At 60.1% G+C, this 12541-nt stretch carries 13 protein-coding genes; 8 read left to right on the top strand and 5 right to left on the bottom strand.

The genetic code is table 11. The features are described 5' to 3' along the window. Positions 1–74 precede the first annotated feature (74 nt). On the top strand, positions 75–1016 hold the full coding sequence (locus AN476_RS12095) for a DMT family transporter (protein ID WP_054461841.1): 942 nt from the start codon (positions 75–77) through the stop codon (positions 1014–1016). A gap of 177 nt (positions 1017–1193) precedes the next feature. Here the strand turns inward: AN476_RS12095 and AN476_RS12100 are convergent, their stop codons facing one another. Continuing rightward, the gene (locus AN476_RS12100; RefSeq protein WP_054461842.1) at positions 1194–2060 is read right to left on the bottom strand and encodes a branched-chain amino acid aminotransferase; all 867 of its coding nucleotides are present in this window, start codon (positions 2058–2060) and stop codon (positions 1194–1196) included. A gap of 170 nt (positions 2061–2230) precedes the next feature. Between AN476_RS12100 and AN476_RS12105 the strand changes: the two genes are divergently transcribed. From AN476_RS12105 to dxs, 7 genes are all read left to right on the top strand, one after another. Then, the gene (locus AN476_RS12105; RefSeq protein WP_054461843.1) at positions 2231–2767 is read left to right on the top strand and encodes a MarR family winged helix-turn-helix transcriptional regulator; all 537 of its coding nucleotides are present in this window, start codon (positions 2231–2233) and stop codon (positions 2765–2767) included. Next, positions 2764–3465 carry a response regulator gene (locus tag AN476_RS12110; protein ID WP_054461844.1) on the top strand — a complete coding sequence of 234 codons (702 nt, stop codon included), beginning with the start codon at positions 2764–2766 and terminating at the stop codon, positions 3463–3465. Before AN476_RS12105 ends, AN476_RS12110 begins: the two co-directional genes overlap by 4 nt. 136 nt (positions 3466–3601) lie before the next feature. Next, positions 3602–4087 carry a hypothetical protein gene (locus tag AN476_RS12115; protein WP_054461845.1) on the top strand — a complete coding sequence of 162 codons (486 nt, stop codon included), beginning with the start codon at positions 3602–3604 and terminating at the stop codon, positions 4085–4087. Between the two features lie 127 nt (positions 4088–4214). Next, on the top strand, positions 4215–5141 hold the full coding sequence (locus AN476_RS12120) for a histone deacetylase family protein (RefSeq protein ID WP_054461846.1): 927 nt from the start codon (positions 4215–4217) through the stop codon (positions 5139–5141). Continuing rightward, positions 5138–5383: an exodeoxyribonuclease VII small subunit gene (locus AN476_RS12125; RefSeq protein ID WP_054461847.1), complete on the top strand. Its 246-nt coding sequence runs from the start codon at positions 5138–5140 to the stop codon at positions 5381–5383. The genes AN476_RS12120 and AN476_RS12125 overlap by 4 nt, the downstream gene beginning before the upstream one ends. Before the next feature lie 4 nt (positions 5384–5387). Next, positions 5388–6251, top strand: a complete 864-nt coding sequence (locus AN476_RS12130; protein WP_054461882.1) for a polyprenyl synthetase family protein — start codon at positions 5388–5390, stop codon at positions 6249–6251. Positions 6252–6292: 41 nt separating this feature from the next. Continuing rightward, positions 6293–8221 (top strand): 1-deoxy-D-xylulose-5-phosphate synthase, encoded by a 1929-nt coding sequence (gene dxs / locus AN476_RS12135; protein ID WP_054461848.1) that lies wholly within the window; start codon positions 6293–6295, stop codon positions 8219–8221. A 97-nt stretch (positions 8222–8318) separates the two neighbouring features. Here the strand turns inward: dxs and AN476_RS12140 are convergent, their stop codons facing one another. The 4 genes from AN476_RS12140 to AN476_RS12155 form a co-directional block, all read right to left on the bottom strand. Beyond that, positions 8319–8639 carry a hypothetical protein gene (locus tag AN476_RS12140; protein ID WP_054461849.1) on the bottom strand — a complete coding sequence of 107 codons (321 nt, stop codon included), beginning with the start codon at positions 8637–8639 and terminating at the stop codon, positions 8319–8321. A 3-nt stretch (positions 8640–8642) separates the two neighbouring features. Beyond that, positions 8643–9515, bottom strand: coding sequence for an SDR family oxidoreductase (locus AN476_RS12145; protein ID WP_054461850.1), 873 nt, complete (start codon positions 9513–9515; stop codon positions 8643–8645). A 176-nt stretch (positions 9516–9691) separates the two neighbouring features. Further along, a complete protein-coding gene (locus AN476_RS12150; RefSeq protein ID WP_172684825.1) occupies positions 9692–10492 on the bottom strand; it encodes a carnitinyl-CoA dehydratase in 801 nt (266 codons plus the stop codon). After that, positions 10489–12537, bottom strand: coding sequence for an acetate--CoA ligase family protein (locus tag AN476_RS12155; protein ID WP_054461851.1), 2049 nt, complete (start codon positions 12535–12537; stop codon positions 10489–10491). The genes AN476_RS12150 and AN476_RS12155 overlap by 4 nt, the downstream gene beginning before the upstream one ends. Positions 12538–12541 lie beyond the last annotated feature (4 nt).

Below are 12541 nucleotides of genomic sequence, written 5' to 3' on the forward strand. Positions count from 1 at the left end.
TCCGCAATCTGCGCCAGGGGAGGCCGGGAAATCAACCCATTGATCTTTTTGTCGCAGGGGCGCAGGGTCCGCCCATGGCCACATCCTTAACATCGCATCGACCCGTGCTTGCAATCACCCTTAAGGTGATCGCGATTGGCCTGTTCACCGGACTTTCCGCACTGATCAAGGCGGTCTCGGATGTGGTACCCGCTGGCGAAGCGGTGTTCTTTCGCTCCTTTTTTGCAATCCCTGTCATTGTTGTCTGGCTCACCCTGCGCGGGGAGATGAAAAACGGATTGCGCACAAGCAGGCCCATGGGCCATGTGCTGCGCGGTTTGGTGGGCACCTCGGCCATGGCGATGACCTTTATGGGGCTGGGCATGTTGCCGCTGCCAGAGGTCACGGCTATCGGCTATGCGACACCGATCTTTACCCTGATACTGGCCGCCCTGTTCTTGGGAGAGCGAATTCGCCTAGTGCGGATCAGCGCCGTTGGCATTGGTTTGCTTGGGGTTCTGATCATGATCTACCCCCGGCTTTCCAGTGGCCTGGATATGTCCAGCACGGCTTTTGTCGGCGTTTTGCTCATTCTGGGCGCCACCGTGGCGCGTGGCTTTGTCCAGATCCATATCCGGCGCATGGTGATGACCGAGCAGACGGCGGCCATTGTCTTCTACTTTTCGGTCACCGCCTCGTTGCTATCGCTGCTGACACTGCCCTTTGGTTGGGTCCTGCCCGATTTCACAACACTCCTGTTGCTGGTTGGCGCCGGGCTCGTCGGCGGAGTGGCGCAGATCCTGGTCACCTCCTCTTACCGCTTTGCCCCAGCCTCGATGCTGGCCCCCTATGACTATGTCTCGATGCTCTTTGCAATCGTCATTGGTTACTTCTGGTTTGCGGAGCTGCCCACGCTGGTGATGCTCTCGGGGGCCTTTCTGGTGATCGTCGGCAATATTCTGGTGATCTGGCGCGAAAGCCGCCTGGGACTGGAGCGGGGCAAGGCGAAACCGCTGACGGATCCCAAGGGGGGATGAAAGACCACAGCCAAGGGATCGCTGGCTCCGGGGTTTTGCGAGGCTCTGCCTCGCGCTCCGGGATATTTTCAGCCAAATGAAAAGCCCAGGGGCGACAACTGCACCGTCAGGTGCTGGTAGAGCAAAAGCGCGGAAGGGATCTTCCGCGCTTTTTCAATTTGGGAACAGCAGAAAGGATTAGCTGCGCACCAGGGCCTCATAGGCGGCGGCAATGTCGCGGGTCATCTCGCCGACCTCAAACTTGTAAGGGCCGATTTCGCCCACGGGCGTTACCTCGGCGGCGGTGCCGGTCAGCCAGCACTGCTCAAACCCTTCCATTTCTTCGGGCAGGATGCGGCGCTCGTGTACGGTGATGCCCTTCTCCTTGAGCATCGCAATCACAGTCTGGCGGGTAATGCCATTGAGGAAGCAATCCGCCAGCGGGGTGTGGACTTCGCCGTCCTTGACAAAGAAAATATTGGCACCCGTCGCCTCGGCAACATAGCCACGGTAATCCATGAACAAGGCATCCGAGCAGCCCTTGGCCTCTGCCTTATGCTTGGAAATCGTGCAGATCATGTAGAGCCCGGCGGCTTTGGCATGAACAGGGATGGTTTCCGGGCTGGGCCGTCTATACTCCGCGATATCCAGCTTGGCGCCTTCCATCTTGGCGTCGCCATAATAGGCGCCCCAGCCCCAGACCGCCACAGCCATGCGCACCGGGTTCTTGGCTGAGGCAACGCCCATGTCTTCACCTGAGCCGCGCCAGACCAAGGCACGCACATAGGCATCCTTGAGCCCCGAAGCCTTTAGCGTCTCTTCCTTGGCGGCCTCGATTTCATCCACCGAATAGGGCATCGGCATGTCTAGCGCCTCGGCACTGGCGATCAGACGCTCGGAATGTTCGCGGCTTTTGAAGATCTTGCCGTTATAAGCGCGCTCACCTTCAAATACCGAAGAGGCATAATGCATCGCATGGGTCAGGACATGCACCTTGGCATCGCGCCAATCCACCAGTTCTCCGTCCATCCAGATCAAGCCGTCACGATCATCATACCCAGCCATGCCGGAGCCTCCTTAAAGTAGTAAGTTTTCACAAGTTGCGCCACAAATGACCGGAACGGACATATTGTTGCGCCAAAGCTGCGATTCGATACATCTTCACCCTTGGAATGTCAATATAGCTGACATAAACTGCCTGCCAGGTACTTGAGGCGAGTAAAGAGGAGGGCACCATGGCACAGGGTGACTCACACGGGCGGTCAATGGGGCGATCCAGCCAGGCATTTGGTGGCGAAAGCCTGCTATTTTTGACCGATGAACAATTGCGTCAAGGGATCGAGGCAATGTTCTTTGCTTATCGCGGCTTTACCGCTGATCCGGACCGTATTTTGGCGCAGATGTCCTATGGGCGCGCCCACCACCGTGCCATCCATTTTATCAATCGCGCGCCGGGAACCACTGTCAACAATATGCTGACGATCCTTGGCGTTACCAAACAATCGCTGAACCGGGTGCTGCGCACACTGATCAGCGACGGCCTGGTCGAAAGCCGGGTTGGGGTGACTGACAAGCGTGAGCGGCACCTGCACCTGACCGAGGAGGGGCGACAGCTGGAAACCAAACTGTCGGATGCCCAGCGTGCCCGCATGCGCGCCGCCTACAAGGATGCCGGCCCCGAAGCAGTCCAAGGGTTCAAAAAGGTATTGGAGGCCATGATGGATGCCGATATGCGCAGGGCCTATATCAATTTGCGGGAAACCGGATCATGAGCACTTTTGACTCACATCTGCTGATCGTGGACGACGATGAACGCATTCGCGGACTGCTGAAAAAGTTCCTGATGCGGGCCGGGTTTCTGGTCTCTGCCGCCCGCGATGCGGCCCATGCCCGTCGGGTGCTGGCGGGGCTCGACTTTGATCTGATCATCATGGATGTGATGATGCCAGGCGAAGATGGTATATCACTGACCAAATCCCTGCGCGAAACCATGGCGACCCCAATCCTGCTGCTCACCGCCAAGGGCGAGACAGAGGATCGTATTACCGGCTTTGAAGCCGGCGCAGACGACTACCTGCCCAAACCCTTTGAACCCAAGGAACTGCTGTTACGGGTCAATGCCATCCTGCGGCGGGTGCCGGACACTTCGGCACAGGACAGTGCTCCCAAGGTGCTGCACTTAGGTGAAATTCGCTACGATATTGAACGCGGCGAGATGTGGCAGGGCAATGATCTGGTGCGACTGACCGGCACCGAAAGCCAGCTGATGAAGATCTTTTCGGCCTGCCCCGGCGAACCCGTGAGCCGGGCCAAACTGGTCGAGGATCTGGGCCGAGATCGCGGCCAGGCCCAGGAGCGCGCAGTAGATGTTCAGATCACCCGGCTGCGTCGCAAGATCGAGCCAAACCCCAAGCAACCCCAGTATCTGCAGACCGTCCGCGGTGCGGGCTATATGCTGGCCCCTGACTGACCACCTGCCTTGTTTCCAATGCGACGGCCTCCGCCCTCACTCAAGACCAAAGATATGTTGGAGGATTTTGACGTGAAATCTGCTAGGCTGTCAGTGAGCTCCTGACAGAGAGGGAGACGCAGCATGGGAGAGATACATGAAACTGTTCAAACTGACCGTCATCGCCTGCCTACTGCCACTTTCGCTCCCGGCGCAAGAACTGGAATATTGGGGGGAAGCCGGCGGCTGGGATGTGATGATCGATTCCTCCTTGGGGGACGGCTGCCTTATCCAGGCGGCCTATGCTGATGGCTCTGTGGTCCGGATCGGTTTTGATCGCAACCAGGGCAACGGCTATGTGACCGCCTTTAATCAGGCCTGGGAAGGCATCGAGGAAGGCGTCACCTATCCCATCGCCTTTGATCTGGACAGCCAAGAGTATCAAGGGGAGGCAACTGGCATCTATCTGAATGATGTTCCAGGCGCCGATATCGCCTTTTCCAACCCCGACTTTCTGTTCGATCTGGCGCAGAAATACACCATGACCCTGTACAATGAATACGGTGAGGTCATGGCGATCGACCTAGAGGGATCCTACGCCGGGCTAGAGGCTGCCATCGCCTGCCAGGAAGAAATGGGCTGATCAGACAACCTGCAATTTACAGGGGTGCAATTATTCAGCGTTGCACCTTGTGGCCTCTGCCGATTGGACCTTAGGTATAGCAAGTTGAAGATGATCTTTTTCTTGTCACAGTCCTGGAACACGCCAAATGACCACCGCTCTGATCACCCATGCTGATTGCCTGCGCCACGAGACCCCCGCAGGCCACCCAGAGCAGGTGGCCCGCCTGGAACATATCCTGCATGCGCTGGAGCCAATGAATTTAAAGCGGGTATCGGCACCGATGGTGGCCGAGGATGACATCCAGCGCATTCATCCCGTGGATCACCTGCGCGCCCTGCGCTCGGCCCATCCCAGCGAAGGATGGGTTCAGATCGACGGTGATACCTTTATGGCCCCCGGAACGCTTGATGCGGCCCTTCGCGGGGCAGGTGCAGCTGTACGGGCGGTGGATTTGGTACTGGGGGGCGAGGTGAAAAATGCTTTTGCCGCTATTCGCCCGCCCGGCCATCATGCCGAATCCGAGACGGCAATGGGCTTTTGCTTCTTTGGCAATGCAGCCCTGGCCGCCAAACACGCGCTGGACCATCACGGGTTGAAGCGCGTCGCGGTGGTGGATTTTGACGTGCATCACGGCAATGGCACCCAGGATCTGTTGTGGGACGAGCCCCGCGCCCTGTTTATCTCCAGCCAGCAGATGCCGCTCTGGCCAGGTTCCGGCCGCCCGGATGAGGACGGTGTGCATGGTCAGATCCTCAACATGCCCCTGCCCCCCGAATCGGGCGGTGCCGAGATGCGCGCAGCCTATGAGGGCCAGGCCTTTCCTCGACTGCGGGCTTTCAAGCCGGAGCTGATCATCATCTCCGCCGGCTTTGACGCACACCGTGATGACCCGCTGGCCAGTCTGAATTGGAGCACCGAGGATTTTGCCTGGCTCACGGCTGAGCTGTGCGCTCTGGCAGTGCAGCTGTGCCAGGGTCGTATCGTCTCGACTTTGGAAGGCGGATATGATCTGAACGCGCTAGCGCAGGCCACCCGCGCGCATGTGGAAGAATTGATAAAGGCAGCGACATGACCACCGAAACACCCGTGAACGAGATGAGCTTTGAACAGGCCATGCGCGAACTGGAAACCGTTGTTGGCCAGCTGGAACGCGGCGATGTGGCGCTGGATGCCTCGATCGCGCTCTACGAACGTGGCGCGCAGTTGAAACAGCGCTGCGAGGATGAATTGAAGCGTGCCGAAGAAAAGGTCGCCTCTCTGACGCTCGATGCCAGCGGCACACCGATTGCAACCCAGGCTCTGGATGCGGGCTAACAGCATGGCTGTCCCGTTCACCGAGGCGCTGAAACAGGCGCAGCACGATATCTCTGCCCGCTTGAATGCCATCATCCCTGTGGGCGCCACCCTTGGCAAACCGATGCTGCACGCCGTTCTTGGCGGCAAAATGCTGCGCGGGTTTCTGGTGCTGGAAAGCGCCCGCCTGCACGGCGTTGATGCCGAGGCCGCTCTGGATGCCGCGGTGGCTATTGAGTGCATCCACGCCTATTCCCTGGTGCATGACGATCTGCCCTGCATGGATGACGATGACCTGCGCCGCGGCTTGCCGACCGTTCATAAGAAATGGGATGAAGCCACTGCTGTTTTGACGGGCGATGCGCTGCAAACCCTGGCTTTTGATCTTATGGCCGACACCAAATTTGGCCCCAATGCGCTTGAGCTCATCCGGCTTTTGGCCCGTGCGGCTGGACACTCTGGCATGGTGCAGGGGCAGATGCTCGATATCGATGCCGAAACCGCCAGCACCCCGCTGACATTGGAGCAGATCACCCGCCTTCAGAACCGCAAAACCGGTTGCCTGATCAACTGGTCCGCGACCGTTGGGCCGGTGATTGCCGGCGAAGATTCCCGCGCCCTGTGGCAATATGCAACCGCCCTTGGCCTTGCTTTTCAGATCGCCGACGACATCTTGGATATTGAAGGAGACGCGGAAAAGGTCGGCAAGGCCCTGCGCAAAGATGCCGATGCCGGCAAGGCGACCTTTGTCTCGCTCCTGGGGTTGGAGCCCGCCAAACAGCGCGCGCGGGATCTGATCGACGAGGCCTGCACCGCCCTCGCCCCCTACGGGGATGCGGGAGAAACCTTGAAGCAGGCCGCCCGCTTCGTTATTGCGCGAGACAGCTGACACCGGGGCCAATTTTGCCCCGCCCGCCACAAGGAAACACCATGTCTGACCGGCCCTCTACCCCGCTTTTGGACCAGATCGCACGCCCTGCGGATATGAAGGGGCTGAGTGACAGCCAATTGGTGCAGCTGGCTCATGAATTGCGGCAAGAGACCATCTCGGCGGTGTCCACCACCGGTGGCCATCTGGGCGCCGGTCTGGGCGTGGTGGAACTGACCGTGGCCCTGCATGCGATTTTTGACACCCCTCGGGATAAGCTGATCTGGGATGTCTCGCATCAAAGCTACCCCCACAAGATCCTGACTGAACGGCGCGACCGTATCCGCACCCTGCGCACCAAGGGCGGGTTGTCGGGTTTCACCAAACGCTCTGAATCTCCCTATGATCCCTTTGGCGCTGCTCATAGCTCCACCTCGATCTCGGCGGCCCTGGGTTTTTCGGTTGCCCGCGATCTGGGCGGCGTGGTGCCCGAAGGCCTGGGCGAGGCAATCGCGGTGATTGGCGATGGCTCGATGTCGGCCGGCATGGCCTTTGAGGCGATGAACAACGCCGGCCATCTGAACAAGCGTATGATCGTGATCCTCAACGACAATGAGATGAGCATCGCGCCCCCTGTCGGTGCGCTATCGTCCTATCTGTCGCGGCTCTATGCCGAGGAACCCTTTCAGGAGCTGAAAGCCGTGGCCAAGGGCGCCGCCTCGCTCTTGCCGGAACCCTTCCGCGAGGGCGCCAAACGCGCCAAGGACATGCTCAAGGGCATGGCTGTGGGCGGCACAATGTTTGAATCTTTTGGCTTCTCATATCTCGGCCCCATTGATGGCCACGATATGGATCAGCTCTTGCCCGTGCTGCGCACCGTCAAAGCCCGCGCCACCGGCCCGGTGTTGATCCATGTGCTGACCAAAAAGGGCAAGGGCTACGCCCCGGCGGAGGCCGCCCGCGACAAAGGCCATGCCACCGCCAAATTTGATGTGGTGACGGGCAAACAGCATAAGACGCCCTCCAACGCGCCCTCCTACACGGGTGTGTTTGGGGATGAACTGGTGAAACTGGCCGCCAAGGACGATAAGATCTGCGCCGTCACCGCCGCCATGCCCGATGGCACCGGCCTCAGCCTGATGGCGGAACGCTACCCCTCACGCTGCTTTGACGTGGGCATCGCCGAACAGCATGGCGTCACCTTTGCCGCCGCGCTGGCGGCCGGCGGGATGAAGCCGTTTTGCGCAATGTATTCGACCTTCCTGCAGCGCGGCTATGACCAGGTGGTGCATGACGTCGCCATCCAGCGCCTGCCCGTGCGCTTTGCCATCGACCGCGCCGGCCTGGTCGGTGCCGATGGCGCCACCCATGCGGGGAGCTTTGACATTGGCTTTATGGCCAACCTGCCCGGCATGGTGGTCATGGCCGCCGCCGACGAGGCTGAGCTGGTGCATATGGTCCATACCGCCGCCGCCTATGACGCGGGCCCTATCGCCTTCCGCTACCCCCGTGGCGAGGGGGAAGGCGTTGAAATGCCGGAAGAACCGCAGCTTCTGGAAATCGGCAAGGGCCGCATGATCCAGGAGGGCAGCCGCGTGGCGCTCCTTTCCTTCGGCACCCGTCTGGGAGAGGTCAAGAAGGCCGCCGAAGCGCTGACGGCCAAGGGTATCACCCCCACCATTGCCGACGCCCGTTTTGCCAAACCTCTGGACCGCGAGATGATCCTGGATCTGGTGGCAGGTCACGAGGCGCTGATCACGATTGAAGAGGGCGCCGTGGGGGGCTTTGGCTCCCATGTGGCGCAGCTACTGTCGGATGAGGGCGTCTTTGACGCAGGCTTCAAGTTCCGCTCCATGGTTCTGCCCGATACATTCATTGATCAAGCCAGCCCCAAGGATATGTACGAGACCGCCGCCATGAACGCCCCCCAGATTGAAGCCAAGGTGCTGGAGGTACTGGGTGTAGCGCAGATCGGTGAAAAGCGAGCTTAATCTGCACAAACAATAGGTCTGAGACTGCCTGGGGAAGCGCAAATGCGCTGGCCGGGGCGCTAGCAGGGCCTCAAACGTCCCGGCGAAGTAATCAACCCTAGTTGTAGCCAGTGACCTGACAGAAAAATCGATAAACACTGGCTGACTGGCGATCGTTCAACGCACCCACAAGTTTGGCAATCTGATCATCCCCCAGAAGATAGACAGGCAGTTCTTCTGGCTGCATCACGGCCAAGTTCATTAACATCGCCCGCTTGGCAAACACTGCAAAACCAAACAATACATCAATCTTTCGTTCAACTGACTGCCGCTCCCACAATTGATCGACGTCTCCTGGAAACTGCGTGTTGATCCTTGAATAAAGCCGCCCAAGTGTTGGGAAGTTCAACAACACAAAAATCAGATGTAAAATGCCCATATTCTACACCCCAGTCGGCTCTGCTGGCGGCACAAAACTATCCATATCTTCAGCGTCCAGAACTGCCCGCAGCCCCTCGCGATAACTGGGATAGAGCAACTCCATCCTTAGCTCGGTCTTGATGCGGTTGTTGCGCACCCGTTTATTCTCGCCATAAAAACTGCGCGCCATTGGGGTCATGCCCGCCTCGTCAAAGGGTACTTCGGCGGGCACGGGCAGGCCCAGCAGCTCGGCCGCATGGCCCAGCACATCCTGGGGCGGCGCCGGGTCATCATCGCAGAGGTTATAGATGCCGCCTGGGTTGGGCTGATCCATCGAGGCCAACAGCGCCTGGGCGATATCCTCCACATGGATCCGTGAAAACACCTGCTCCGGTTTGACAATGCGCCGTGCTTTGCCCGCCATCAGCTTGGCAAAGGGGCCGCGGCCCGGGCCGTATATCCCCGCCAACCGAAAAATATGCAGGGGCAGATCAGGGATCTCTTGCCATTGACGCTCTGCCAGGGCACGCCAGTTTCCCCGTTCACTGGTCGGGGCGATCGGGGTTGCCTCATCCACCCAATCGCCGCCACGATCACCATAGACAGCCGTGGTCGACAGATAGCCGAGCCACTCTAGATTCGGAGCAATGGCGGCGATTTCGCGGCTCAATGCGGCCAGGACCGGGTCGCCCATTGCATTGGGCCCGATCGAGTTCAACACATGGGTGACGCCCGGCCAGGTGATCTGCGCCCCAGGCCAGGTGATCATTTCCACCCCAGGTGCATCCACCGGCTCACGCGCCGTGCCGATAACCCGCCAGCCGCGCGCCAAAAGCTGCGGCGCCAAATGGCGCGCGGTATACCCATATCCAAGACAAAGAAGCGTTTTCTGCATGGGATCTATTTGGGCACAAGGGCGCATAGGTGCAAGACCTGATCGGTCCCCTCAAAGGCTATTCAAGGTCCGCCAAAGAAGCGGTGCGCAGCGCGCGCAAGCGCGCTGCCGGGCCCAACCCTAAAGCGGCAGTCTTTGACTGCTGCGGCAGGGGCGGGAGGCCCGCCCTGGCCTGTTTAGCGCCCTTTCCAGACGGGATCGCGTTTCTCGGCAAAGGCACGCGCCCCCTCCATCTGGTCTTCGCTGGAATAGAGCACATCCACAGACCGCAGCTGGCGCTGGGTGATATGGTTCATCGCATCCTGGAATTTGCTGTCCTCGGCGTCCCGCACCACCTCTTTGATCGCGGCATAGACCAGCGGCGGACCTGAGGCGAGCAAGCGCGCGAGCTCCCAGGCGCGATTCATCAGCTGATCGGCGGGCAGGATTTCATTCACCAGCCCCCAGCGATTGGCCTCCTCAGCGTCGAACCAACGCCCGGTCAGCAACAGCTCCATGGCAATGTGATAGGGAATGCGCTTGGGCAGCTTGATCGAGGCCGCATCAGCCACGGTGCCAGAACGGATTTCTGGCAGCGCAAATGTCGCATGATCTGCCGCCAGGATCATATCGGCCGAAATCGCCAGCTCCAGCCCACCACCGCAGGCAATGCCATTCACAGCAGCAATCACCGGTTTGTTCATGTCGCGCATTTCTTGCAGGCCGCCAAAGCCGCCCACACCGTAGTCGCCATCAACCTCATCGCCATCAGCTGCGGCTTTGAGATCCCAGCCCGGGCAAAAGAACTTGTCGCCACCGCCCGTCAGGATCGCCACCCGCAATTCCGCATCGTCGCGAAAATCACGAAACACCTCGCCCATAATCCGGCTGGTGGCCAGGTCGATGGCATTGGCCTTGGGCCGGTCCAGCGTGACCTCCAGAATGGCGCCCTCGCGCCGGGTTTTTACGGGCCCATGATCTGTCACAGCATCGCTCATCGCAAAATATCCTTTCTCCGCATCAGCGCATCCGCAGCCACCGCCCCCTGAGGCGTACAAAGCAGCGGGTTAATTTCAATTTCTTCCAGGCCAACTGGATCAGCCTGCACATAGTCCTGCACCGCCTGCACCGCCCGCAGAATCGCCGCACGATCCGCAGCGGGCTGGCCACGATAGCCCACCAGCAATTTAGCGACCTTAAGCCGATCCAGAGCCGCATTGACAGCCGACTCGCTAGCCGGGATCAACAGCGAGGTGCTGTCACCTAGGATCTCGGTCAGGGTGCCCCCGGCGGCCAGGGTCAGCACAAAGCCATGGGCCGGGTCCTTGACCACCCCGATCAACAACTCGGCCACAGCCCCGGTGACCATCTCTTCGACCAGAAAACGCTGGGCGGACATCTGACTGGCCGACTCACTGACCGCAGCACCAGACTGGAGGTTGAGCACAACCGCCCCGGCTTCGGTCTTATGGGCCACGCCTTCGCCTTTGAGCACCACCGGATAGCCGATATCCGCTGCCGCCGCCCGCGCGGCCCCAGGTGATTTGGCCCGGATCGATTTGGGCACCCGCAGACCATAGTCGGACAGCCGCTGTTTTGCCTCTGCTTCGGGGACCAAGCCTGGCTCCACGCTGGGTGTTGGCAGCAACAGCGGTTCCGCAGCCGCTTGAGCCGTCTCACCGCCCGCCTCACTGGCAGCGGCACAGGCAGTGAGGGCCTCGCTGAGTCCACAAAAGGGCACCACACCCGCCGCCATCAGACGCTCGGCCACCTCCTCCGGCATCAGTTCCGGCAGGGTGGCGACCATGGCGACATTGGCACCCGTTTGCTGATGTGCGCCAATGGCAGCCGCGATGGCGCAATCCCAATCACTGGCAGAACAGCGGTCAGAGCGCGGGAAATCGACAATCAGCAGGGTCATCGCCAGGGAGGGATCCATCATCGCCGCCCAGGCCCGTGTCATCGCCTCTGTGTCACGCCAGATATAGGTGTGATAGTCCAGCGGGTTGGCCAGAGCCACCATCGGCCCCAGGGCGGCGCGCAGATTGACCTGCTGGGTCTCGTTCAATGGTGGAAAGACCACCGGCAAGCCGTGGCCAGTATCCGCCGCCAGGCTGGCCTCGCCTCCGGAACAGCTGATTGACGCAATGCGATTGGAGGGCAAGGGCCCCGTCACATGCATGAGTTTCAGTACTTCCAGAAAAGAGGGCAGATCATCCAGACGCGGGATGCCAAGACGTGAGAGCAAGGCTGAGGCCCCTGCGTCACCGCCCGCAAGCGAAGCCGTATGGGAAATCGTCGCTGCCTGGGCTTCGGCGGATTTGCCAACCTTGAGCGCGATGATCGGCTTGCCTAAGGCCCGGGCCTTGGCCGCCAGGGCTTCAAAGGCGCGCAGATCGCCAAAGCCTTCGATATGCAGACCCAGTGCCGTGACGCGATTATCCTCCAGCAGGGCTTCGCCAATCTCGGCGACGCCGGACTGGGCCTGATTGCCCGCCGCCACCACATAGGCGATGGGCAGTCCCCGCATCTGCATGGTCAGATTGATGGCGATATTTGAGCTTTGGGTGACCAGGGCGACGCCCTTTTCCACCCGCTTACCGCCATGCTGATCCGGCCAGAGCAAGGCCCCATCAAGGTAGTTGATGAAGCCATAGCAATTTGGCCCCAGAAAGGGCATATCGCCCGCCGCCGCCAGCAGCTGCGCTTGCAGATCCGCGCCTTCGGCATCTTCGGCCTGGGCTTCCAAAAAGCCCGAAGCAAAACACACTGCACCGCCTGCATCCCGTTCGGACAGAGCCCGCACCACCTCGATGGTGGCAAAGCGATTGACGCCGACAAATGTCGCATCCGGTGCGTCGGGCAGGCTGGCGACATCTTTGTAGGCCTGCAGACCTGCGAGTTCTTCCGCCTTGGGATGTACTGGCCAGATCTCACCGTCGAACCCCATTTTCTGGCACTGTTCGATCACCAATTTGCACCAGTCACCGCCGCCGACAACGGCGATGGTTCTGGGCCTAAACAGCCTATTTAGAGACTTCATCTGT

Source organism: Phaeobacter sp. 11ANDIMAR09, assembly GCF_001294455.1.
GTDB lineage: Bacteria > Pseudomonadota > Alphaproteobacteria > Rhodobacterales > Rhodobacteraceae > Pseudophaeobacter.

Bases quoted from the DNA above. Each gene is read 5' to 3' on its own strand.
- AN476_RS12140 (WP_054461849.1), bottom strand. From the start codon at position 8,639: ATGGGCATTTTACATCTGATTTTTGTGTTGTTGAACTTCCCAACACTT.
- AN476_RS12115 (WP_054461845.1), top strand. From the start codon at position 3,602: ATGAAACTGTTCAAACTGACCGTCATCGCCTGCCTACTGCCACTTTCG.
- AN476_RS12110 (WP_054461844.1), top strand. From the start codon at position 2,764: ATGAGCACTTTTGACTCACATCTGCTGATCGTGGACGACGATGAACGC.
- AN476_RS12130 (WP_054461882.1), top strand. From the start codon at position 5,388: ATGGCTGTCCCGTTCACCGAGGCGCTGAAACAGGCGCAGCACGATATC.
- dxs (WP_054461848.1), top strand. From the start codon at position 6,293: ATGTCTGACCGGCCCTCTACCCCGCTTTTGGACCAGATCGCACGCCCT.
- AN476_RS12150 (WP_172684825.1), bottom strand. From the start codon at position 10,492: ATGAGCGATGCTGTGACAGATCATGGGCCCGTAAAAACCCGGCGCGAG.
- AN476_RS12125 (WP_054461847.1), top strand. From the start codon at position 5,138: ATGACCACCGAAACACCCGTGAACGAGATGAGCTTTGAACAGGCCATG.
- AN476_RS12095 (WP_054461841.1), top strand. From the start codon at position 75: ATGGCCACATCCTTAACATCGCATCGACCCGTGCTTGCAATCACCCTT.
- AN476_RS12145 (WP_054461850.1), bottom strand. From the start codon at position 9,515: ATGCAGAAAACGCTTCTTTGTCTTGGATATGGGTATACCGCGCGCCAT.
- AN476_RS12105 (WP_054461843.1), top strand. From the start codon at position 2,231: ATGGCACAGGGTGACTCACACGGGCGGTCAATGGGGCGATCCAGCCAG.
- AN476_RS12155 (WP_054461851.1), bottom strand. From the start codon at position 12,537: ATGAAGTCTCTAAATAGGCTGTTTAGGCCCAGAACCATCGCCGTTGTC.
- AN476_RS12120 (WP_054461846.1), top strand. From the start codon at position 4,215: ATGACCACCGCTCTGATCACCCATGCTGATTGCCTGCGCCACGAGACC.
- AN476_RS12100 (WP_054461842.1), bottom strand. From the start codon at position 2,060: ATGGCTGGGTATGATGATCGTGACGGCTTGATCTGGATGGACGGAGAA.